Annotated in this window: 23 protein-coding genes, 1 tRNA gene and 2 pseudogenes; 13 read left to right on the top strand and 13 right to left on the bottom strand. The window is 60.9% G+C overall.

Translation table 11 applies throughout. The annotated features are described in order from the left end of the window. Nucleotides 1-271: 271 nt before the first annotated feature. Nucleotides 272-1156 carry a LuxR family transcriptional regulator gene (locus PARACOCCUSGL_RS0113095; RefSeq protein WP_010397335.1) on the top strand — a complete coding sequence of 295 codons (885 nt, stop codon included), beginning with the start codon at nucleotides 272-274 and terminating at the stop codon, nucleotides 1154-1156. 77 nt (nucleotides 1157-1233) lie between these two features. On the opposite strand, the gene tsf is transcribed toward PARACOCCUSGL_RS0113095, so the two are convergent. Continuing rightward, the gene (gene tsf, locus PARACOCCUSGL_RS0113090) at nucleotides 1234-2124 is read right to left on the bottom strand and encodes a translation elongation factor Ts (protein WP_010397333.1); all 891 of its coding nucleotides are present in this window, start codon (nucleotides 2122-2124) and stop codon (nucleotides 1234-1236) included. Between the two features lie 111 nt (nucleotides 2125-2235). Further along, nucleotides 2236-3015, bottom strand: a complete 780-nt coding sequence (gene rpsB / locus PARACOCCUSGL_RS0113085) for a 30S ribosomal protein S2 (protein ID WP_010397331.1) — start codon at nucleotides 3013-3015, stop codon at nucleotides 2236-2238. Between the two features lie 468 nt (nucleotides 3016-3483). On the opposite strand from rpsB, the gene PARACOCCUSGL_RS0113080 reads away from it, so the two are divergent. Then, nucleotides 3484-3559, top strand: a tRNA-Thr gene (locus PARACOCCUSGL_RS0113080). A gap of 5 nt (nucleotides 3560-3564) precedes the next feature. On the opposite strand, the gene PARACOCCUSGL_RS21805 is transcribed toward PARACOCCUSGL_RS0113080, so the two are convergent. After that, complete coding sequence (locus tag PARACOCCUSGL_RS21805) at nucleotides 3565-3966, bottom strand: hypothetical protein (RefSeq protein ID WP_138918348.1); 402 nt, start codon at nucleotides 3964-3966, stop codon at nucleotides 3565-3567. Nucleotides 3967-4022: 56 nt separating this feature from the next. Here PARACOCCUSGL_RS21805 and PARACOCCUSGL_RS0113070 point away from each other — a divergent pair, with 56 nt between their 5' ends. Beyond that, on the top strand, nucleotides 4023-4301 hold the full coding sequence (locus PARACOCCUSGL_RS0113070) for a hypothetical protein (protein ID WP_138918347.1): 279 nt from the start codon (nucleotides 4023-4025) through the stop codon (nucleotides 4299-4301). A 1293-nt stretch (nucleotides 4302-5594) separates the two neighbouring features. On the opposite strand, the gene PARACOCCUSGL_RS22615 is transcribed toward PARACOCCUSGL_RS0113070, so the two are convergent. From PARACOCCUSGL_RS22615 to PARACOCCUSGL_RS0113035, 7 genes and pseudogenes are all read right to left on the bottom strand, one after another. Beyond that, nucleotides 5595-6167 (bottom strand): transposase, encoded by a 573-nt coding sequence (locus PARACOCCUSGL_RS22615; protein WP_254901070.1) that lies wholly within the window; start codon nucleotides 6165-6167, stop codon nucleotides 5595-5597. Further along, nucleotides 6151-6593: pseudogene (locus PARACOCCUSGL_RS22610) on the bottom strand (transposase). Before PARACOCCUSGL_RS22610 ends, PARACOCCUSGL_RS22615 begins: the two are co-directional and overlap by 17 nt. After that, nucleotides 6485-6754: an IS66 family transposase zinc-finger binding domain-containing protein gene (locus PARACOCCUSGL_RS22605; protein ID WP_255348784.1), complete on the bottom strand. Its 270-nt coding sequence runs from the start codon at nucleotides 6752-6754 to the stop codon at nucleotides 6485-6487. Before PARACOCCUSGL_RS22605 ends, PARACOCCUSGL_RS22610 begins: the two are co-directional and overlap by 109 nt. Nucleotides 6755-6812: 58 nt before the next feature. Further along, nucleotides 6813-7169, bottom strand: coding sequence for a hypothetical protein (locus tag PARACOCCUSGL_RS22600; RefSeq protein WP_255348783.1), 357 nt, complete (start codon nucleotides 7167-7169; stop codon nucleotides 6813-6815). An 85-nt stretch (nucleotides 7170-7254) separates the two neighbouring features. Next, the gene (tnpB, locus tag PARACOCCUSGL_RS0113050; RefSeq protein ID WP_010397322.1) at nucleotides 7255-7599 is read right to left on the bottom strand and encodes an IS66 family insertion sequence element accessory protein TnpB; all 345 of its coding nucleotides are present in this window, start codon (nucleotides 7597-7599) and stop codon (nucleotides 7255-7257) included. Then, nucleotides 7596-7844 (bottom strand): annotated as a pseudogene (locus tag PARACOCCUSGL_RS20635) (transposase); the annotation flags it as partial. The gene tnpB and the pseudogene PARACOCCUSGL_RS20635, both read right to left, overlap by 4 nt. A 273-nt stretch (nucleotides 7845-8117) precedes the next feature. Further along, complete coding sequence (locus tag PARACOCCUSGL_RS0113035) at nucleotides 8118-8537, bottom strand: hypothetical protein (RefSeq protein ID WP_010397315.1); 420 nt, start codon at nucleotides 8535-8537, stop codon at nucleotides 8118-8120. A 691-nt stretch (nucleotides 8538-9228) separates the two neighbouring features. Here PARACOCCUSGL_RS0113035 and PARACOCCUSGL_RS0113030 point away from each other — a divergent pair. The 8 genes from PARACOCCUSGL_RS0113030 (at nucleotide 9229) to trpB (ending at nucleotide 16051) form a co-directional block, all read left to right on the top strand. Then, the gene (locus tag PARACOCCUSGL_RS0113030; RefSeq protein ID WP_010397313.1) at nucleotides 9229-9813 is read left to right on the top strand and encodes a d(CMP) kinase; all 585 of its coding nucleotides are present in this window, start codon (nucleotides 9229-9231) and stop codon (nucleotides 9811-9813) included. Then, entirely contained in the window at nucleotides 9810-10889 is a 1080-nt protein-coding gene (locus PARACOCCUSGL_RS0113025) for a nitronate monooxygenase family protein (protein WP_010397312.1), read from the top strand. Before PARACOCCUSGL_RS0113030 ends, PARACOCCUSGL_RS0113025 begins: the two co-directional genes overlap by 4 nt. A 163-nt stretch (nucleotides 10890-11052) precedes the next feature. Beyond that, nucleotides 11053-12732 carry a 30S ribosomal protein S1 gene (gene rpsA, locus PARACOCCUSGL_RS0113020; protein ID WP_010397309.1) on the top strand — a complete coding sequence of 560 codons (1680 nt, stop codon included), beginning with the start codon at nucleotides 11053-11055 and terminating at the stop codon, nucleotides 12730-12732. A gap of 207 nt (nucleotides 12733-12939) precedes the next feature. Further along, nucleotides 12940-13227: an integration host factor subunit beta gene (ihfB, locus tag PARACOCCUSGL_RS0113015; RefSeq protein WP_010397307.1), complete on the top strand. Its 288-nt coding sequence runs from the start codon at nucleotides 12940-12942 to the stop codon at nucleotides 13225-13227. 39 nt (nucleotides 13228-13266) lie between these two features. Beyond that, nucleotides 13267-13668, top strand: a complete 402-nt coding sequence (locus PARACOCCUSGL_RS0113010) for a LapA family protein (RefSeq protein ID WP_040602072.1) — start codon at nucleotides 13267-13269, stop codon at nucleotides 13666-13668. A gap of 4 nt (nucleotides 13669-13672) precedes the next feature. Beyond that, nucleotides 13673-14320 carry a phosphoribosylanthranilate isomerase gene (locus tag PARACOCCUSGL_RS0113005; protein WP_010397302.1) on the top strand — a complete coding sequence of 216 codons (648 nt, stop codon included), beginning with the start codon at nucleotides 13673-13675 and terminating at the stop codon, nucleotides 14318-14320. Next, the gene (locus tag PARACOCCUSGL_RS0113000) at nucleotides 14317-14769 is read left to right on the top strand and encodes a GNAT family N-acetyltransferase (protein ID WP_010397299.1); all 453 of its coding nucleotides are present in this window, start codon (nucleotides 14317-14319) and stop codon (nucleotides 14767-14769) included. Before PARACOCCUSGL_RS0113005 ends, PARACOCCUSGL_RS0113000 begins: the two co-directional genes overlap by 4 nt. A 49-nt stretch (nucleotides 14770-14818) precedes the next feature. Beyond that, nucleotides 14819-16051, top strand: a complete 1233-nt coding sequence (trpB, locus tag PARACOCCUSGL_RS0112995; protein WP_010397296.1) for a tryptophan synthase subunit beta — start codon at nucleotides 14819-14821, stop codon at nucleotides 16049-16051. A 16-nt stretch (nucleotides 16052-16067) separates the two neighbouring features. On the opposite strand, the gene PARACOCCUSGL_RS0112990 is transcribed toward trpB, so the two are convergent. Then, entirely contained in the window at nucleotides 16068-16685 is a 618-nt protein-coding gene (locus PARACOCCUSGL_RS0112990) for a DsbA family protein (RefSeq protein ID WP_010397294.1), read from the bottom strand. 89 nt (nucleotides 16686-16774) lie between these two features. On the opposite strand from PARACOCCUSGL_RS0112990, the gene alkB reads away from it, so the two are divergent. Then, nucleotides 16775-17407, top strand: a complete 633-nt coding sequence (gene alkB, locus PARACOCCUSGL_RS0112985) for a DNA oxidative demethylase AlkB (RefSeq protein ID WP_010397291.1) — start codon at nucleotides 16775-16777, stop codon at nucleotides 17405-17407. A gap of 101 nt (nucleotides 17408-17508) precedes the next feature. On the opposite strand, the gene PARACOCCUSGL_RS0112980 is transcribed toward alkB, so the two are convergent. Next, nucleotides 17509-18336, bottom strand: coding sequence for a bifunctional allantoicase/(S)-ureidoglycine aminohydrolase (locus PARACOCCUSGL_RS0112980; RefSeq protein ID WP_010397290.1), 828 nt, complete (start codon nucleotides 18334-18336; stop codon nucleotides 17509-17511). Between the two features lie 78 nt (nucleotides 18337-18414). Further along, on the bottom strand, nucleotides 18415-19827 hold the full coding sequence (gene puuE / locus PARACOCCUSGL_RS0112975) for an allantoinase PuuE (protein ID WP_010397288.1): 1413 nt from the start codon (nucleotides 19825-19827) through the stop codon (nucleotides 18415-18417). Between the two features lie 281 nt (nucleotides 19828-20108). Here puuE and PARACOCCUSGL_RS0112970 point away from each other — a divergent pair, with 281 nt between their 5' ends. Then, nucleotides 20109-21410, top strand: a complete 1302-nt coding sequence (locus PARACOCCUSGL_RS0112970) for an NCS2 family permease (protein WP_010397286.1) — start codon at nucleotides 20109-20111, stop codon at nucleotides 21408-21410. Nucleotides 21411-21500 lie beyond the last annotated feature (90 nt).

Below are 21500 nucleotides of genomic sequence, written 5' to 3'. Positions count from 1 at the left end.
TCGGAGCACAGTAGCCCCCAAAACTGCTGTGGAAAACCTCTGGTCGCAGGTTTCAGCCGGAGGATGAGAGCTTCCTGTAGCGCGGCGCGGTTTTCATGTTTGGTTAACGAAATACGCATCGCGTTCAATCTGAACTCATTGGTTTTACCCGCCGTCAATCTTTCCGGTTGTGCGTCATGCATTGAACAATGCGGGATTTTAGCAATACTATTTTAAACCATCCGCCTTGCTGCAATTTGTTCGAGAAGCTTTTCAGGAAGAACATCGCACGATGGAAATACTGCAAGATGTCGAGGAGATGCTCGAGGCCCGCTCAGCGCAAGTCGTCTGGGAATACTATGTCGCGCGCTTGACCGACCTGGGCTTTCCCAATGTCTTGTATTACGGGACGCGGATCCTCGACAGCACGTCCCGGCGGATGATCGACGACAGTGTCCTGTTGTCCAGTTATGACGGGTCCTTGCTGGAAGAACTGGTCGACCTTGGGCTGTTTGACAGTATGCCCATGTATCTATGGCTGGTTGAAAACCCGGGCTGCGATAGCTGGGACTGGATCCATCGGCGGCGGCTTGAGGGCTTGCTCAGCCCCCGGGAAGAGCGCGCGCTGGATCTTTTTGCGCGGCATGGCCATGTCGCAGGTTATGGCCTTGGTCTGGGCGATGGGATCAAGCGCCGTCGCGGGGGCGTTCTTCTCAGCGGAAAGCCGGGGATGTCGCAGCATGAGCTGGATCAGCTCTGGACCCAGCGGGGCAGGCTGATCCAGGCGCTGACCGGGCTTGTCCATCTGCGCTTGTCGACGCTGCCTTATGCAGAACCCCAGGATGTCCTGACATTGCGCCAACGCGAGGTGCTTGAATGCATCTCGAGCGGGCGGACCACACAAGAAATCGCCGACTTGCTGGAGGTCGCCCCGGCCACGGTCGAAAAGCATTTGCGTCTGACACGCAAGGCGCTGGGTGCAAGAACAACTGCTCAGGCAGTTCTGCTGGCGATGCGGCGCAGGCAGATATTTTCAGAACGGCGCGAGCCCTGCATGACAAAAGGCAACGAAAAGGCAAAGGCCAGCAATGATGAGCCGGGCCAGTTACACCCGTGGAGCCTTTCCTCTCGCCTGCCGCCCATGCGGCTGACCCGGGCACCCAGCCGGGGTAACTAGAGGGGAAGGGGCGGGCTAAGAGATAGAAGAACGCCGGCCACAAGGGCCGGCGTTCCTTTTGGGTCGAAGGGGTAGGATCAGGCGCCAGCGCGGGTCTTGGCGACCTCGGCGGCGAAATCCTCTTCTTTCTTCTCGATGCCTTCGCCGACCACGACGCGGGCAAAACCGGTCACTTCCAGTCCGGCCTCTTTAGCGGCTTCAGCAACGGTCACGTCGGGGTTGATGACGAATTTCTGGCCGAGGAGGGTCACTTCCTCAAAGAATTTCTTCATCCGGCCTTCGATCATTTTCTCGATCACCGCTTCGGGCTTGCCCGATTCGCGAGCTTGCTCGGACAGGACGGCCTTTTCACGCTCGACCAGCGAGGCGTCCAGATCGGCCTCGGACAGCGAGGCCGGGTTGGTCGCCGCGATGTGCATCGCGATCTGTTTGCCGACTTCCTGCGCCTTGGCCTTGTTGCCTTTCAGCGCGACCAGCACGCCGATTTTGCCCATGCCTTCGGCAGCAGCGTTATGAACATAGGACACGATGGTGTCGCCTTCCAGAACGTGCAGCCGGCGCAGGGTCATGTTCTCGCCGATGCGGGCGATGGCATCGGTCAGAACCTCTTCGACCGGGCGACCGTTCAGATGCGTGGCTTTCAACACCTCGACATCGGTCGCAGTGTCCAGAGCGACGTTGGCGATTTCGCGCACGAGTTGCTGGAACTCGGCGTTTTTGGCAACAAAGTCGGTTTCCGAGTTCAGCTCAACAGCGACACCGCGGCCGTCGCGAACGGCAACGCCAACCAGACCTTCGGCAGCGACGCGGCCCGATTTTTTGGCGGCTTTGGCCAGGCCTTTGGTGCGCAGCCAGTCGACAGCGGCTTCCATGTCGCCATTGGTTTCGGTCAGCGCCTTCTTGGCGTCCATCATGCCCGCGCCGGTCGTTTCGCGCAGCTCTTTCACCATCGCAGCGGTGATAGCCATCGGGGTGTCTCCTTGCTTTTTCAATGCGTCAGGCGGGGCTTATCCCCGCCTGATGAATGTTCCGTGAACCCCTTTCGGGGATTTCCGGCGGCCTGCCGCCGGGCGGGCCGATCAGGCTTCGGCAGCTTCCTCGGTGCTTTCGCCGGCCAGATCTTCTTCGATCGAGGCCTCCAGAGCGCCAAGGTCCACGCCCGCCGCACCCATCTGGGCGGTCATGCCGTCGAGAGCCGCGCGGCTCACCAGATCGCAGTACAGAGCGATGGCGCGCGAAGCGTCGTCGTTACCCGGGATGATATAGTCCACGCCAACGGGCGAGCAGTTGGTATCGACAACGGCAACGACCGGGATGCCCAGCTTTTTCGCCTCGGCGATGGCCAGGTCTTCCTTGTTCACGTCGATGACGAACAGCAGATCGGGCAGGCCGCCCATTTCGCGAATGCCACCCAGCGAGGCTTGCAGTTTGGCCTGCTCGCGCTCCATCTGCAGACGCTCTTTCTTGGTCAGGCCTTCGGCGCCCGAGGACAGCGTCTCGTCCAGAGCTTTCAGGCGCTGGATCGACTGCGAGACGGTCTTCCAGTTGGTCAGGGTGCCGCCCAGCCAGCGGTGGTTCATATAGTATTGCGCCGATTTTTCGGCAGCTTCGGCAACGGCTTTCTGGGCCTGCCGCTTGGTCCCGACAAAGAGAACCCGGCCGCCTTTGGCAACGGTGTCGCGCACGACCTGCAGCGCCGCGTCCAGCATCGGGACGGTCTGGGTCAGGTCGATGATGTGAATACCGTTACGGTCCCCATAGATATAGGGGGCCATGCGGGGGTTCCACCGCTGAGTTTGGTGGCCGTAGTGAACGCCAGCTTCCAGCAGCTGACGCATGGAGAAATCGGGCAGCGCCATGTCCAAGTCCTTTCCGGTTTGCGCCTTGGCGGGGTATCAAGGGTTTCCCCAACCGGTGGACCGCCAGGGGATGTCTCCCCCTGAGGCCCGACCCCGCCTGTGAAGTGCGCGCGAGATAGTCTGTTTGCGTTGCAAATGCAAGCCCCACGTGATGATAAGACGGCGGGATGGATCAGAAAATCGGCGCTCGACCGAGCTTGTTAACCGAAAATTGGGATTTGCATGCGATATGTTTGCTGGTCAGAAACATGAGGGCTGTTGTGAACACGACTTTGCTGGACTGCGTTTGCTGCTGCGGAACGTCGCCGGGTGATGTTTGTTACGAATAGTCTGGACTCGGCAGCTTTGGGTGTGAGCATGTGTGGAGGGTAGAGCGGCAGGTGAAGCGGGTGCGCGGGTTATAAAGACATGATATAGACAGGCATGCTTGCACCCGTGCTCGTCTGGCGCTATCTCGTCAGGCAGGATGCCGGTTTAGCTCAGCAGGTAGAGCAGCTGATTTGTAATCAGAAGGTCGCGGGTTCGATTCCTGCAACCGGCACCATAAAATCAATGGGTTGCGTGGAAGTGTTGATGCCTCGGGAAAATGTTTCCCACAGTCATGTTCTGCCCCCGTTCCGTTCCATCGCTGCCCGTGACAGCTTCTTTCGATTGCCGCGCTTGCGATAATAGGCAGACGGTCTGCGCAGACTGGTTGGTGATCGCCTGAATTTCGGCGTCCGTGCATCCAGCCTCGGCCAGCCTGATGATTGATAGCATGCGCTGTAGCGGGACACAAATTTTTGCAGTGTTCGACACGGATTTTGGCAGCAAATCAAATGGTGTTGCAGCGACCACAACCGCCGCAGCCGCCAAGGGGAGTCCAGTAGAACAGGAAAAATTTTCTCTGTCAAAGCTGACCCGCCGCCACAGTGTTTGATCTGCGGCGCGGTTATCCGATGTCCTGACCATTGATGCCCCCTTATCCCAAGATAACGCCTATATTTGTGGCATGATCGAGGGCAAGAATGGCTCCAGCGGATACACCAAGCCAGCGCCGTTTGTGGCATATATCGCCAATGATGCGCTCGCTGACATACGGACAGCCCAAGCAGAAAAAATTGCTTCAAGACGACCAGGCAAAGGCGGTATTACGGATATGCGAACAGAAAGAAGAGTTCTCTGCTTTGGTTGCAGATGGTGGAAGGGAGGTGTCGGAAGCCCTCCAGTCTTTGGCAGACATGCGCCTCTTCTGCTTGGCTGAAGTTGCAGGCGCGCGCGAAAAGCAGGAAGCAGCGCCCAGTTGATATTGGGCGGTACTCGGGTCCTGAACAGTCAGATGATCCGCAAGGGCGGCGGCCGCGCGGTTCCGCAAGCCAATCTGAATAGCCGCGGAGCCAGCCAAAGGAATCGCTTGAAAGTTCTACGAATGGTGGGCACGGATCTTCTGATATTTAACTTGTTGTAATGTTATCAGAATACCGAACTCTCAAGTGCAACGCCGAACATTCGGCCAAATTTGAAAGTTCTGATGCATCGTTCACGCAGCACGGAGACCTTTATCCCCGCACAAAGCCGCATTGCGAAGTCAGTTTCGCCGATCACCCAGCTTCAAGCGTCAGACAAGGAAGGTTTCTTGGCATGATTATAGCGTCTGGGCTAGGTCGGGCCGCGCTGAAAGATGTGCTGAACTTCTGGCGGCGCAGGCCCGGTTCACTCCGGTGCATATTTCGCCATTTGTGCCCGAATCGGCACGGCAGTATTACTGCTTTGCCGATCTGGAATAAGTTGGGCCATGCGTCTGCAGGCGAGTGAGGCCGACGGGCGTTTTGGCTGGGCAGAGTCGCCTGTCTTGCTTAATCCGCTCAACACTGCCCCTGACATGTTATTGGATTGGCAAGAGCATGGGCCCGCGCAACTCGCCGACTCCGGGGTGCGTACGGTCCCGTTTTGGGAAACGAAAGCCGGTTTGCGGGAGCGCCGGCTACGGTAAAAAAATGGGCGGCGGTCGCAATCATGAGACCACCGCCACAGATGCCTAACCACCACAGTAGGCAATACTACAATAGACCGTTCCATAGACCTGTACAAGTATAGGTATCGGGCTGTTCTTGCTGGTGGGCGGTGCTCGCAATACTCACGCCAATTTTTCTTAGAACCAAAAATAGTAGTATGATTTTAAAGGAATATAATGTAATTTTATGCGGATAGAATTGGAAATTCCAAGGGGCTCCCAAGTCTGATTTGTATATAAAATAGTTAGTTTCCTGCCAAAGTTCAGTATCCTCAGGGATGAGGTGTGCGGCGTTTGATCACCCAGGGATTGATTTCTCGTGCTGTGCAGACCTTGGTCGGCGAGTGATTCTGGACTGGTTGGTCAGCAATGAGGCCGTGCCCGTCACTTCTCGGAAGCCTCAACCTCCAACTCGGCCGCCAGGGCCTTCGGCGCCGCAATTGTGGCATCGCAGTCGTTCCCGGTGCCGGGGAATCGCACTTTGCGGCTGCGATACCAGCTCATCTATCTGGGGAGGGCTTCTGGCGGGTAGGTGCTGGATCAGATCTCGCCGATTCCTTTCTGGTAAGCGGGGAGTTGAGGCCGTTCAGGGCCTATGGTTCCAAGGCATGAGGGCGTCGATTTCGGCGCTTGACCATTGGTTGGCGATGCGCCCAAGGGTCTGGGTGAGCCACGCCGCTGGGTCGACATTGTTCATCCTGCTCGTCTGCAGAAGGGTGGCGATGATGGCCCATGTCCGGCCGTCGCCGTCCGATCCGGCGAAGAGGATGTTCTTGTGGATGATGGTCTGTGGCCTGATTGCTCGCTCGACTATGTTGGAGTCGGGTTCGATGAGGCTGTCGGTCAGGAAGCGCTCGAAGATCTCACGCCTTGCAATTGCGTAGCGGATGGGCTCGGCCAGCTTCGACTTGCCCGAGATACGCGGCAGGGTCTGCTGCCAGAGGGTGAACAGCCCGGTGACGATGGGAGCGGATATGGCCTGGCCGCGACGCCGCACGCGCTTTGGTACGTTGGCCGCGCACTTCGGCCTCGAGCTTCCACAGATCAGCCATGCATCCGATCGTGGTGGTGGCGACCTGGCTGTCCCCGGCGGTGTGGAGCTTATAGAAGCGCCGGCCCAACATCCAGCGAGGCGCGGGCCATCATTGCCTCCATCCATCCTTGCGGACGAGCTGATTGCAGGCAGCATATCCGTCCACCTGCAGAATGCCGCCGTAACCGCCGAGATGTCGGCGAACGCATTCTCCGGATCGGCTGTCCTCGAAGCGGTGGGCAACCATGGGCGGCCCGCTACCGCCAAAGGTGCTGTCGTCGCGGGCATAGGCCCAGAGCCAGCCTTCTTCACGGCACCTGTTCCGGGTGCAAGGGTCGGAAGGCTCGTCTCATCGGAAAAGACGCGCGGGCCCTTCAGAGCCTCGCCCATCACATGCGCGGCAAGGATCTCCAGTTCGAAGCTGACCCGGCCCATCCACTGCGCTATTTGCCGCCTGTCGATCTCCACCCGGTCGCGGGCATAAATCCTCTCCTGCAGGAACAGTGGCAGGTCGTCGGCATATTTGGAGATTGCGATCTGGGCCAGCAGCACCTCGGTCGGCAAGCCGCTTTCGATGATGTGGGCCGGCGCAAGCGCGCCTGGATGACACCGTCCCACCCCTTGAACGCATATTTCAGGCGGCGGGTCACGATGACACGGAACTTTGCCGGGATAATATCCAGCCGCTCCGAGATGTCTTCGTCGATCAGCACCTTCTCTCGGTTTACATGTTCGGGCAGGTCCTCGGGCTCGATCACCACTTCGATCCGCTCAAGATGGGGCGGGAAGCCCTTGCGCGGTCGCGGTGCCCGCTTCTCGCCCGTGCCCCGTCTGCGCCTGCGGGGCGGCGATGCCGGTTTCGGTCTCCTGGAAGACGACGGATTGCGGCGCCTCCTCGCCGGCTCTGCCGCCCGCAGCGCCCAGCTTCTCTGAACGGCGCCCGAACCGGGACCGGGCATAGGCCTTCAGGATCTGCATCAACCGCGTGATCCGCGCGTCGGCATCGAGGCTGCGCGCTTTAAGCGCCGCATTCTCTTTCTCCGGCACGGACGTCTTCTCCGCCATGGTGCGGACCATGGCCTTGAGAAGGTCCATGTTATCGGGCAGGGAAAGATCATCAGCGCGCATGCCCCAGAGGATAGCACACCCCGCCGCGCCATGCCTCTGTTGATAGACCTTCCCGGGCGGCGTGATTCACTTTGCCGCGGACTGATCAGCCAGCAAATACAGGCGTTTTCACCGGCACGGGCCGCATCCGCTTCCTGTCCAGCCCGTCGAGCAGTGCCATCAGCCGGGCGTGGTTGAGCCGCCCCCGGACAGGCCCTGTCCGCGGCCAGCGGAACGGGGACTTCTCCAGCCGCTTCGCAAACAGGTACAGGCCGCGGCCATCCCACCAGACGATCTTGACCCGGCCCGCCCGCTTCGTACGGAACACGTAAAGTGTGCGACTGAACGGGTCGCGGCCTTCATCGCGCACCAGCGACAGCAGGCTGTCCGGTCCTCTCCGAAAGTTCACAGGTCCGCTGGCCAGATAGACCTGCACGCCCGACAGCGTCATGTCGAGCGTAACGCAAGCAGGATACGGCGAAGCTCGGCACCGACTCGGATCAACACCTCGCCCACCACGATCTCCACCAGCGGTGTTGGTGTGCCCGCCGTGATGTCTGCTTCCTGCTTCTTCAGAAAGGTCTTGTGCCAGCCGAACAGCTGCGGCGGCGAAATTCCCAGACGGCGCGCCAGCGCCGAAACGTTCATACCCGGCCCCAGTGTCGCCGCGCCTGCTTGCGCCTTGAAGTCATCCGACCACCGGTGGCGCTCACTATCGGCGCACCGTCGAAACGTTCGATCGCGGCCTTCACCAACTGTAAGCTATCAGCCCCGGACACAGGCGCAGAACTAGTCGCAGGCATGGAACCTCGGCGGCAGACCGACGCCACCAGCCTGTCCCACGCCAGTCACGTCGCTGACCCAAAGGGTTTCCTCGCCGCTTATGGTGAAGATGGTGTCGCCATATGTTGTTTTCATGCCCCGCGTTTGCGGCGGGGCGATGTCGGTTGCAGGGCGTGGCGCTCCGGATCAGTTCGCAAAGGCGTCGATCAGATTCAGCACTGCGAGGATTTTCCGCGTACCGCTGTCGACGCGATAGATCCGGCCATCGTCGCGGTAGTAGTTCCAGCCTCTGCGCTGCTCCAAACCGTAGCGATCAAGGTCGCGGATCAGCATGTAATCACGGACACGCAGCGTATCGCCAATGCGGGTACCATAGCGTTTGCCAACCTGCCCCGGAGGAATGCAGGCCGGGCTTTTCTTGGCCAGACCGGGGGGGCAGTCGGCAACATAGCGGGCATGCGTGCGGTGTCCGCCCTTATGCTCGTCATGCTTGTGATGATGGGTGTGCCGGCCTTTACCGTGCCCGCGGCCGGGGTCTGCAGTGACGGGGGTGGTGCTGAACACGGCAATAGTCAGGGCGCTGATAAGGATAGGTGCCAGCTTCATCTTGGTCCTCCATGGGAGCTTGTGGAGGATATACTTTCAAAGTCGCGATCGGTTGCATCACGAATCCGGGCGATGGCGGAAAGCTGCCAGTGACCGCTCCTTTCAAATGGAAAGGGATCTGCCCGAAACCGTAACGGGCGGTCCCGAAGGACCGCCCGTGCAAGGGAATAACATACTACCATTTAACTACAGATTGTATTTGGTCAGTTTTGCACAATTTATACAACTCATACTTTAGGATGATGTACCTGGGCGGTGACTGCAAATCTTAACCCTCGGCGCTGCCGTTATTTTCTTTCCTGACCTGAACAGGCGCAGCCAGCCGGGATCCTGCGCTGAAAACAGCAACATTCCCTGGGATCGAGACTGCCTCTCGGGCGGACACGTCCCGGCGCGATCTTGCGGGGATAGTCCGGGGTGGTAATCTGCCGCTCCGAGCTCACGATTCGTTTACGTTTCGTCTGCAGGAAAAACCTGCCGGTTGCGCCGAGTTAGCGTCCTGTCTGCTGGTTCTCTGGTCAGAAGGCCGCCTGTTCGATCTCGTAACCGGCACCAAGATCCAGTTGCGGACGGGCAGCCGTCCGGCGGTTGCTTCGGTCGCGACGGTATGGAGCGGCGGTTCTCTGGCCTTATAGGGCCGGGTGCGAGGCAGGGCCGGGTCACCTCTTCCGCTGTCAGACGCCGAGGACAGATGCCCTTTACCATCGCCATTGACGGACCTGCCGCCTCGGGCAAGGGGACTATTGCGCGCGCTCTTGCGCATCATTTCGGCTTTGCCCATCTTGATACCGGGCTGCTTTATCGCGCGGTTGGGGCGAAAGGTGGCGATCCGGTCGCTGCCGCCCGCAGTCTGACGCCCGATGATCTGGCGCGCGATGATCTGCGCAGTGCCAGGGCCGGGCAGGCTGCAAGCCGTGTTGCTGCGATCCCCGAGGTGCGCGCCGCGTTGGTGGAATTCCAGCGCCGCTTTGCCCGCAGTGAGCCCGGCGCGGTGCTGGATGGCCGCGATATTGGCACGGTGATTTGCCCGGATGCCGAGCTAAAGCTGTACGTAACCGCAAATGATGAGATCCGTGCCCGCCGCCGGGCAAAGGAGCTGGGCGCGGATGAGGCGCAGATGCTGCGTGAGCTGCGCGAACGTGACGCCCGCGACGCCGCCCGTGCCGTGGCGCCAATGCGCCCGGCACCAGATGCGGTGTTGCTGGATACCAGCGAAATGAGCATTGACGACGCCGTGACCCGCGCCATCACCTGCGCGAAAGAGGCTGGCGCGTGAGCGCGCGTTTTCAGCTGCCTGACCTGACCGTTCCGGTCATTCAGGCACCGATGGCAGGCACTGCCACGCCGCACCTTGCCGCTGAGGTCAGCCGGGCAGGGGGGCTGGGTTCGCTGGGGCTGGGGGCCTCGAATGCCGGGCAGGCTGCTGCGATGATGGCTGAAACGTGTGAACGGCTGGGCTCGAACCGGTACGGTGTCAATCTGTTTTGCCACCGTCCCGCCAAGGCCGATCCGGCACGAGAGACAGCATGGCTTGACTATCTTGCGCCCGAGTTTCGCCGTTTCGGGGCAGAGCCACCGGCCCGGATCGAAGAGATCTATCGCAGCTTTCTTGAGGATGATGAGATGCTGGGCGCGGTGCTTGAGGCGCGTCCGGCTGTAGTCAGCTTTCATTTTGGTCTGCCCTCGGCCGATCGCATCACCGCATTGCGCGACAGCGGCGCGACGCTTGCCGCGACCGCAACTTCGCGTGCCGAGGCGCTGGCGATCCGTACAGCCGGGCTCGATCTGATCGTCGCTCAGGGATATGAGGCAGGGGGCCACCGCGGTATCTTTGACCCTGATGGGCCTGACGCGCAGCAGACCACCCGGGCATTGCTGCATGACCTGCTAGACCTTGGCTTGCCGGTCATAGCCGCGGGCGGGATCATGGACGGGCATGAGGCTGCGCGTTTCCTTACAGCCGGGGCAGCTGCAGTGCAGATGGGCACGGCTTTCGTGGCCTGTCCGGAAGCGGCCGCGAATGACGCCTATCGTGCCCGGCTGGGTTCGGCGAAACCCGGCGATACGGTAATGACACGGGCGATTTCAGGCCGTCCGGCGCGCGGGATTGCCAACCGGCTGACCGAATTGGGGCGCAAGGCAGCGGCGCCGACGCTGCCTGACTATCCGATCGTCTATGACGCGTCAAAGCGGTTGCATGCGCTGGCGGGCGGGTCGGATTATGCCGCTCAATGGGCCGGGACGGGCGCTTTCCGTGCCCGTGCGATGCCTGCAGCAGAGCTGGTTGCGCTGCTTGATAGGGAAATTCGCGCGAGTTTTAAGGGCCTCGACGCTTGCCACAAAGCCGAATGAAGGCTATATCGCGCCCGTCAGGATAAGTGATGGGGCCAGAACAGGCTGCTTCAACAGGGTCGGGCGTATGCCGCGACCCTTTGCGCTTATCCCGGCGTCTACAAAAAGACCGGCGGAGCCAACCGCATGGCCAGCAATGATCGTAAAGGAAACTGTATCATATATGTGCGCTAAAGCGACCATGGAGGAATTCGAGGCCCTCCTGAACGAAAGCCTCACCATCGACACGCCCGAAGAGGGCTCGGTCGTCAAAGGCAAGGTCATCGCCATCGAGGCGGGCCAGGCCATCATCGATGTCGGCTACAAGATGGAAGGCCGCGTCGATCTGAAAGAATTTGCAAATCCCGGCGAAGCGCCGAGCATTGCCGTCGGCGACGAAGTCGAGGTCTATCTGGATCGCGTCGAGAACGCCCGTGGCGAAGCCAGCATCAGCCGCGAGAAAGCTCGCCGCGAAGAAGCCTGGGATCGTCTGGAAAAAGCCTATGCTGCGGAAGAGCGCGTCGAAGGCGCTATCTTTGGTCGCGTCAAGGGTGGCTTCACTGTTGATCTGGGCGGTGCCGTGGCCTTCCTGCCGGGCAGCCAGGTCGATGTGCGCCCGGTGCGTGACGCCGGCCCGCTGATGGGTCTGAAGCAGCCCTTCCAGATCCTGAAAATGGATCGCCGCCGTGGCAACATCGTCGTGTCGCGCCGCGCCATTCTGGAAGAAAGCCGCGCCGAACAGCGCGCCGAGGTCATCGCCAACCTCAGCGAAGGTCAGACCGTCGAGGGTGTTGTCAAGAACATCACCGAATATGGTGCCTTTGTTGATCTGGGCGGTGTTGACGGCCTGCTGCATGTTACCGACATGGCCTGGCGCCGCGTCAACCACCCGTCCGAGATCCTGTCGATCGGCGAGACCGTCAAGGTCCAGGTCGTCAAGATCAACAAGGAAACCCACCGCATCAGCCTGGGCATGAAACAGCTTCAGGCCGACCCGTGGGATACCGTTGCCGACAAATTCCCGATCGGTTCGGTTCACACTGGCCGTGTGACCAATATCACCGACTACGGCGCCTTCGTCGAGCTGGAAGCCGGTGTCGAGGGCCTGGTCCACGTTTCGGAGATGAGCTGGACCAAGAAAAACGTCCATCCCGGCAAGATCGTCTCGACCTCGCAAGAAGTCGACGTCATGGTGCTGGAGATCGACGAAGCCAAGCGTCGCGTCAGCCTGGGTCTCAAGCAGACCATGCGCAACCCGTGGGAAGTCTTTGCCGAAACCCATCCGGTCGGCACCGTCATCGAAGGCGAAGTCAAGAACATCACCGAATTTGGTCTGTTCGTTGGCCTCGAAGGCGATATCGACGGCATGGTCCACCTTTCGGACATCAGCTGGGATACCCGCGGCGAGGAAGCCATCCAGGACTTCCGCAAGGGCGATGTGGTGAAAGCCGTCGTTCAGGAAGTTGACATCGAGAAAGAGCGCATCTCGCTCTCGATCAAAGCGCTTGAAAACGACGCGATGGCCGAGGCTGTCGAAGGCGTCAAGCGTGGCTCGGTCATCACCGTCGCCGTGACGGCGATCGAAGATGGCGGCATCGAGGTCGAATACAACGGCATGAAGTCCTTCATCCGTCGTTCGGACCTCGCCCGCGACCGTCAGGACCAGCGCCCCGAACGCTTCCAGGTTGGCGACAAGGTTGATGTCCGCGTCACCAACATCGACACCAAGACCCGCCGTCTGGGCCTGTCGATCAAGGCGCGCGAAATCGCCGAAGAAAAAGAAGCCGTCGAACAGTATGGCAGCTCGGATTCGGGCGCTTCGCTGGGCGATATCCTGGGTGCCGCCCTCAAAGGCCGCAACTAAGACCGATACAGGCCATAGATGGCCATTCATTGCGCCCCCGGATCGCTCCGGGGGCGCTTTTCATTGCGCATATCTGCCGAATGAACGATAAAGTCTTGAAAGGACGCAACCAAACCGGCCGCCAGGCGTTCTGAGATTGAATGCCGTGACGTCTGATCCAGGCACAGGCGGCAGGAAGCTGTTGGAACACCAGATTCAGGAACCGCAATGATCCGATCCGAACTGATCCAGAAAATCTCAGAAGAAAACCCCCATCTGTTCCAGCGCGACGTTGAACGGATCGTCAACACGGTCTTCGAGGAGATCATCGAGGCGATGGCGCGTGGCGACCGGGTCGAACTGCGTGGGTTTGGCGCATTCTCCGTGAAAAAACGCGAGGCGCGTCAGGGCCGTAACCCCCGTACCGGAGAGGCGGTCAGCGTCGATGAAAAGCATGTCCCCTTCTTCAAGACTGGCAAACTGCTGCGCGAACGGTTGAACGGCTCCTCCGAATAGGCCAGATTGCCGGCGACAATCTTTTCGGGGGTTCAAGGCATGCGCGTGATCCGGATTTCCTTTTTCGTCGTACTGGCCCTCGTGTTGATGCTGCTTGCTGCAGCCAACCGTGAGCCGGTGACTGTCAGCCTGCTGCCCGCGCAATTCGCCCGCTTTACCGGTGGCACCTGGTCGTTGACCATGCCGGCCTTTGTGGCGCTGTTCCTTGCCATGGTCTTTGGCGTGCTGGTTGGCCTTGTCTGGGAGTGGCTGCGCGAGGCGCGTTTGCGGGCCGAATCGAACCGCCGCGCGCAGAATCTGGCGCAGTTGCAGCGTGAGGTAGGCGATCTGCGCCGCACCCATGCCGCGCCGCGCGATGAGGTGCTGGCGATCCTTGATGAGCCGTCGCACCAGCCCGCCGCACCGGCCGCAGCCGCAACGACCCTGCCCGCGCCGCGCTGATCCGATGGGCGTATCCGTCAAGATCTGCGGCCTGACCGAAGCCGAGGGACTCGCCGCCGCCATTGAGGCTGGCGCGCGCTATGTCGGCTTTGTCTTTTTTGAGAAATCCCCGCGCCATGTAACGCCCGAGGCGGCTGCCGCTTTGGCCATACAGGTGCCGATGGGGGTGGCCAAAGTCGGGCTGTTCGTCGATCCCGATGATGCGGCGCTTGATCGGGTGCTTGCTCATGTGCCGCTGGACCTGATCCAGTTGCATGGTAGCGAATCCCCCGACCGCGTGGCCGGGATCAGGTCCCGCACCGGTCTGCCAGTGATGAAGGCGATTGGTGTTTCGGGGCCGCAGGACCTTGACCGGATCTGGGACTATGGTCTGGTTTCGGACATGCTGCTGATCGACGCCAAGGCGCCCAAGGATGCGGTGCTGCCGGGCGGGAATGGTCTTGCTTTTGATTGGCGGTTGCTGGTCGGGCGCCAGATGCTTAAGCCCTGGCTGCTTGCTGGCGGTCTGACGCCCGAGAATGTGACCGAGGCGATCAGGCTGACCCGCGCCCAGGGTGTCGATGTTTCTTCAGGCGTTGAAAGCGCGCCGGGCGTCAAGGACCCCGATCGCATTCGCCGCTTTATCGCCCGCGCCACAGCGCCGATCCTATGAGCGGCGGAGTCACCTTCCGTGAGGCACACCGCGAAGATGTTCCCGCAGTGGTCGCGCTTTTGCGCGATGACATGCTGGGCAGGGACCGTGAAAGCGCCGATCTTACCCCCTATTTCACAGCATGGGAGGCGATGCGGGCCGAGGGCGCGAATCAACTGATCGTCGGGGTGTATGGCGGCGAGGTGGTCGCCTGCTACCAGATTACCTTTATCTCGGGTCTATCGCTTTCCGCTGCCCGCCGCGCTCAGATCGAGGGTGTGCGGGTGAGTTCGGCTCTGCGTGGGCAGGGAATCGGCGCGGCCCTGATCGGCGATGCCGAAAGCCGCGCGCGGGTGGCGGGCTGTACGCTTTTGCAGTTCACCACGAACCGCCGCCGCAGCGATGCTCATCGCTTCTATGACGGGCTCGGCTTTACCCCCTCTCATATCGGATATAAGAAATCCCTTTGACGGGATTTTCTTTTGCCCGCCTATTCACCGACCACGCCCGAGGAGAGCCATGGCCGAAGATCTCATCAACAGCTTCATGAACGGCCCGGACGAACAGGGCCGCTTTGGCATCTTCGGCGGCCGCTTCGTCAGCGAAACCCTGATGCCGCTGATCCTCGACCTTGAGGCCGAATACAAGCGTGCCAAGGATGATCCCGCCTTTTGGGCCGAGATGGACGATCTGTGGAAGCATTATGTCGGTCGCCCGAGCCCGCTTTACTTCGCCCCCCGGCTGACCGAAGAGCTGGGTGGTGCTAGGATCTATCTCAAGCGCGAAGAACTGAACCACACCGGCAGCCACAAGATCAACAACGTTCTGGGTCAGATCCTGCTTGCGCGTCGTATGGGCAAGACCCGGATCATTGCCGAAACCGGAGCGGGCCAGCACGGTGTTGCGACCGCGACGGTCTGCGCGCGCTTTGGCCTGAAGTGTATCGTTTACATGGGGGCGCATGACGTTGAGCGTCAGGCGCCGAACGTATTCCGGATGAGGCTTCTCGGAGCAGAGGTGGTGCCGGTGACCTCGGGGCGTGGGACGCTCAAGGACGCAATGAACGATGCGCTGCGCGATTGGGTGACCAATGTGCGCGACACGTTCTATTGCATTGGCACGGTTGCCGGTCCGCATCCCTATCCGGGCATGGTGCGCGACTTCCAATGCATCATCGGCCGCGAAACCCGCTGGCAGCTTGCCGAGCAAGAGGGCGAGGGGCGCTTGCCAGACAGTCTCGTGGCGGCAATCGGCGGCGGTTCGAACGCGATGGGGCTGTTTCACCCATTCCTCGACGACGATTCGGTCCGCATCATCGGGGTCGAGGCCGGCGGCAAGGGCGTCGATGAGCGCATGCAGCATTGCGCCAGCCTGACCGGTGGTCGCCCTGGCGTGCTGCATGGCAACCGGACCTATCTTTTGCAGGACGACGAAGGCCAGATCCTCGAAGGTCATTCGATCAGCGCCGGTCTCGACTATCCTGGCATCGGGCCCGAGCACGCCTGGCTCAAGGAAAAGGGCCGTGCCGAATATGTCAGCGTCACTGATGACGAGGCGCTTGAGGCGTTCCAGGCCATGTGCCGGCTCGAAGGTATCATCCCGGCGCTTGAGCCCAGCCATGCGCTCGCCCATGCCATCAAGATTGCGCCCGGCCTGCCCAAGGATCACATCATGGTGGTGAACCTCTCGGGGCGGGGCGACAAGGATATCTTTACCGTCGCCAAACATCTTGGCGTCGATATCCGCACCTAAGGCCAAAGCGCGCGCGCTATTTCCCGGCGCGCGCCTCGGCGACCAGCCCGGCCAGTTCGTCCTTGGACAGATAACCAAAGATTGCCCGGTCACCGGCGATAAAGCTGGGCGTGCCGACTAATCCGATCTCATCGGCCAGCGCCAGCGAACGCTCGATTCTCTCGGTGATCTCGGGTGCGCGCATGTCGCGCCGCAACCTCTCGACATCCAGCCCGACCTCGCGCGCCACACGCAGAACCGAGGCGGTTTCGGCCCGTCCACGCATCGCCATTAATGCGCGGTGAAACTCGGGGTATTTGCCCTGGGCTTGCGCGGCCAGCGCGGCCTTGGCCGCAAAACGCGAACCCTCGCCAAAGATCGGGATCTCATGCACCACCAGTTTCAGTTTGGGTTCGGCCTTCAGCAACGCTGCTACCTGTGGGGCGTTCTTGCGGCAGAAACCGCAATTGTAATCCGAAAACTCGACAAGCACCGCATCGCCTTGCGGATTTCCCATCATCGGCAGTCCCGGGCCGTTGAACACGGCGTCCTTGATCTGCGCGACTTCGGCTGCATCATGGTCCTGCGCCTGCACGGGCGTCAGGGGCAGGGCGCAGAACAGTGCAAGTGCGATTGCGGCAATGGGGCGCAACATGGTAATAAGTCCTATCAGTGACCCTTATCTGAAAGCCACCGCAAGGGGAGCAGGTCAAGCGCCAAGCCACAACCCCGTGAAAGCGTGAGATGCAGCCAGATCTGTTCGGAACCCGCCGCAACGAACCAATCGCGCCTGATGCGATGATTTTGCGCGGCATCGCGGCTGATCCTGCTATTCATCATGAGGTGCTGCGGATCGCCGAAATCTCACCCTTCCGCCACATGCAGACCCCGGGTGGCAAGCAGATCGGGGTCGAGATGACGAACTGTGGTGCTCTGGGGTGGATCAGCGACCGGCGTGGCTATCGTTATGAACCCGAGGACCCGCTGACCGGAAAACCTTGGCCTCCAATGCCGCCGAGCCTGCAAAATCTGGCAGAAACTGCCGCCGCCGAAGCCGGCTTTCCAGACTTTCACCCTGATGCCTGCCTGATCAACCGCTATGTTCCGGGGATCAAGATGGGCTTGCACCAGGACCGGGATGAAGCGGATCTGACCGCCCCTATCGTCTCGGTCTCATTAGGTCTGCCCGCGATATTCCAATTCGGTGGGCCTGAGCGTCGCGATCCGGTGGCAAGACATACTCTTCATCACGGTGATGTCGTTGTCTGGGGTGGTGTGGCGCGGCTGAACTGGCACGGTATCCTGACCTTGCGCCCGGGCAGTCACCCGCTGACCGGCGCGGCCCGCATCAACCTGACTTTCCGGCGCGCTGGCTAAGCTGATGCCAGATTCTTTCGTGTCCCAAATATCCCGGGGGAACGCCTTGCCGGCCCGTTGAGGGCAGGCAAGGCGTGGGGGGGGGGGGCCCCCCCCCCCCCTTACTTCCAGATCGGCGCGTGACGGTTTACGTCTTTATAAAGCAGATAGCGGAAATTTCCCGGCCCCCCGGCATAGCAGCATTGCGGGCAGAAGGCGCGTAACCACATAAAGTCCCCGGGCCCGACCTCGACCCAATCGCGGTTCAGGCGATAGACAGCTTTCCCTTCAATCACAAACAGACCATGTTCCATGACATGGGTTTCGGCAAAGGGGATCGAGCCGCCGGGTTTGAAGGTCACGATGGTGATATGCATATCGTGACGCATATCCTCGGGGTCCATAAACCGGGTGGTCGCCCAGCTGCCGCCGGTGTCGGGCATCGGGATCGGGGCGATGTCGCGCTCATTGGCGATGATCGCATCGGGTTTTGAGAGGCCCTCGACCACCTGCCAGCGTTTGCGCCACCAGTGAAAGCGCGAGGTCCCGGCACCGCTTTTTACCGACCAGGCCATGCCGGCGGGAATATAGGCAAAACCGCCCGGGGTCAGTTCATGCGTCTTGCCGTCGATGGTCAGGGTAATGGTGCCATCGGTGACAAAAATCGCGGACTGAACCCCTTCGTCATCTTCGGGGCGGTCTGAGCCGCCTTGCGGCTGCAATTCGACGATATATTGGCTGAAGGTCTCGGCAAAGCCCGAAAGCGGCCGGGCGATCATCCACATCCGCATGCCAGTCCAGCCCGGCAGAAAGCTGGTGACAATATCGCGCATCGTGCTTGCCGGAATGACGGCATAGGCATCGGTAAAGACGGCGGTATCGGTGGTCAGATCGGTCTGCGGCGGCAGGCCGGCAAAGGGCCCGGCATAGGTCGGGGTCTTGGCGGTCATATGGCTCTCCGTTGCGCCGGGGGTCGTGCCCCGTTGAGGTCGGTGATCGCCCGCGGCTGACCCGCGGGCGGCATGGACTCAGTTGTCGTCCAGCAGCTGCTGCAAGCGCAACGTGGCGATGCGAGAGACCTGGCGCTCGGCCTCGCCGCGCTCGGTCGCCGTGTCATTGTCGATGCGCTGGCGCATTGCGGCCATGATCCCCGGCTTGTCATGATCGCGCACGGCAATGATAAAGGGGAACCTGTGCTTCTCCATATAGGCGCTGTTCAGCCGGTCGAATTCGGCACGTTCTTCGTCGGTCAGGCTGTCCAGACCGGCACTGGCCTGTTCGGCGGTGCTGCTCTCGGTCAGACGCCTGGCCGCGGCCAGCTTGCCGGCAAGATCCGGGTGCGCCAGCAGTACGCCCAGCCGCTCTTCGTCGCTTGCGGCACGAAAGATCTGCGCCATACGCGCGGCGAGGCCTGCGGGTGTGTCATGGATCGCGCCCATCTCGGCGTCCCACACCCGTTCGGCGATCCAGGGCGAATGTTCATAGACGCCGCCGAACTGCTCGATGAATTCTTCACGGCCCATTTGCGAGGGGCGCAGTTTGGCCCGATAAGGATGGGTTTTGGCCCAATGGCGCGCGATGTCGAGCCGGGTTGCGAACCACACGCCCTCATGGCCCCGCGCATGTTCAAGGAACTGCTTGATCGCCATGGCGCGGCCCGGCCGGCCCGCCAGACGGCAATGCAGCCCGATCGACATCATCTTGGGCGCGCCGGCCACGCCCTCGGCATAGAGGATGTCAAAGCTGTCGCGCAGATAGTCAAAGAACTCGACTCCGGTGCCAAAGCCCTGACCGGACGAGAAGCGCATGTCATTGGCGTCCATCGTATAGGGCACCATGAGCTGCGGCTTGCCCTTGTGCACATGCCAATAGGGCAGATCGTCGGCTATGGTATCGGCAAGGTATTCGAAACCGCCTTCCTCACAGCCCAGCCCGACCGTGTTCATCGAGGTCCGGCCCTGATAGAAGCCGCGCGGACGTTCACCCGTTACCTGGGTGTGCAGCTCGATCGCCTTGGCGATATGCTCGGCCTCGATCTCGCGCGGGATGTCCTTGTAATCGATCCATTTGTAACCGTGGGTCGCGATCTCCCAGCCGGCATCCTGCATGGCCGCGACCTGCTCGGGAGCGCGCTCCAGCGCGGTCGCCACGCCGTAGACCGTTACCGGCACGTCCTTGAGCAGGCGGTGAAGGCGCCAGAAACCTGCTCGCGCGCCATAGTCATAGATGGATTCCATGTTCCAGTGGCGCTTGCCCGGCCAGGGCTGGGCGCCGATGATTTCGGACAGGAAAGCTTCAGAGGCCGCGTCGCCGTGCTCGATGCTGTTTTCGCCGCCTTCTTCGTAGTTGATGACGATCTGCACTGCGATCCGTGCATTCCCGGGCCACTTCGCATCAGGCGTGTGCTCGCCATAACCGATCATGTCGCGGCTGTAACGCATCGCTTGCTTCCTTTCCTGTTTTCTGGCTGCTTGGCACTGATCACCCTGCCGGCCTTTCAGGCAACCCTAATTTTCTAAAAACAGAACCAATTATTTCTTGAAAATCTGGGTTTATCAACATCCCATTGAAACTCTGTCGCTATACCCAGTATTCTCGTTGAAGATGCCGGGGCATAATCTGGCCAGCACGGCGGGCCAACCGCCGAATGGGAGGAACCATGCCAGACAAGCAATCCGGCCTGACGGCCAGTGGCGCCAGTATCAGTCCAGGGGAAGGTAGCGTGCTAGACAAGCAGTTCGGCCTTACGGCCAATGGCACCAGCGTAAGGACAGAGGTGATCGCGGGGATCACCACCTTCCTGACGATGGCCTATATCATTTTCGTCAATCCTGAGATCCTGTCTTCGACCGGCATGGATCGGAATGCGGTCTTTGTCGCAACCTGCCTCGCGGCGGCGCTTGGCTCGGCCATCATGGCGCTTTGGGCAAACTGGCCCATCGGTATGGCCCCGGGGATGGGGCTGAACGCGTTTTTCGCCTTTACCGTCGCCGGGACCCTTGGGTTCACATGGCAGCAGGCTTTGGGTGCCGTTTTTATCTCGGGCATCGTCTTTCTGTTCTTGTCGGTGACCGGCATCCGGCGCTGGCTGATCGCCGGTATCCCCAGTTCGATGCGCAGTGCCATTGCTGCCGGGATCGGGATGTTTCTGGGGCTCATCGCGCTTAAAAGCTCGGGTGTTGTGGTTGGCAACTCTGTGACGCTGGTCAGTCTGGGCGATTTGACCCAGACCGGGACGCTGCTTGCCATCGCCGGGTTTTTCATCATCGCGGCGCTTGACACCCTGAAGGTGCGCGGGGCGATCCTGATCGGCATTCTGGTCATCACCGTTGCGTCGATTGCATTGGGTGCCAGCACCTTTGGCGGGGTGGTGTCGATGCCGCCGTCGATCATGCCGACCTTCCTGCAACTCGACATTGCAGGCGCGCTGACCGTAGGGATCTTTCACGTCATTCTTGTCATGGTTCTGGTCGAGGTCTTTGACGCGACCGGTACCCTGATCGGCGTCGCCAAGCGCGCTGGCCTGCTGACCGAGGGACCAGCCCATACAAACAAGGGCCTCAGCCGGGCGCTGATGGCGGATTCGACCGCGATCCTTGCCGGCTCGATGCTGGGCACCAGCTCGACCACCGCCTATGTCGAAAGCGCCTCGGGCGTGCAGGCGGGCGGGCGCACCGGGCTGACCGCTCTGGTCGTTGCGGTACTGTTCCTGCTTGCGGTGTTCTTTGCACCGCTCGCCGGGTCGGTTCCGGCCTATGCCACGGCCCCTGCGCTGCTGTATGTCGCCTGTCTGATGGTGCGCGAGTTCGAGGAAATCCAGTGGAGCGATGTCACCGAAAGCGCACCTGCGGTGCTGACGGCGCTGATGATGCCCTTTACCTACTCGATCGCCAACGGTCTGGCTTTCGGCTTTGTCAGCTATGCTGCGATCAAGCTGGCGACCGGTCGCGCGCGTGAGGTGCATGCCGCAACCTGGATCGTGGCGGCGCTGTTCGTGATCCGCTTTGCCTTCTTCATGGAATAAGGCAGGATTGCGGTAATTTCAGCAAAAGGCCCGCCCTTGGACGGGCCTTTTTTTGTTGAGAGTGTAGGTCATGTTGACAAATGGCGAAGC

The organism is Paracoccus sp. TRP, assembly GCF_000185925.1.
GTDB lineage: Bacteria > Pseudomonadota > Alphaproteobacteria > Rhodobacterales > Rhodobacteraceae > Paracoccus > Paracoccus kondratievae.
Note: the sequence above shows the minus strand (reverse complement) of the source record. Positions and strands in the feature narration are given on the sequence as shown.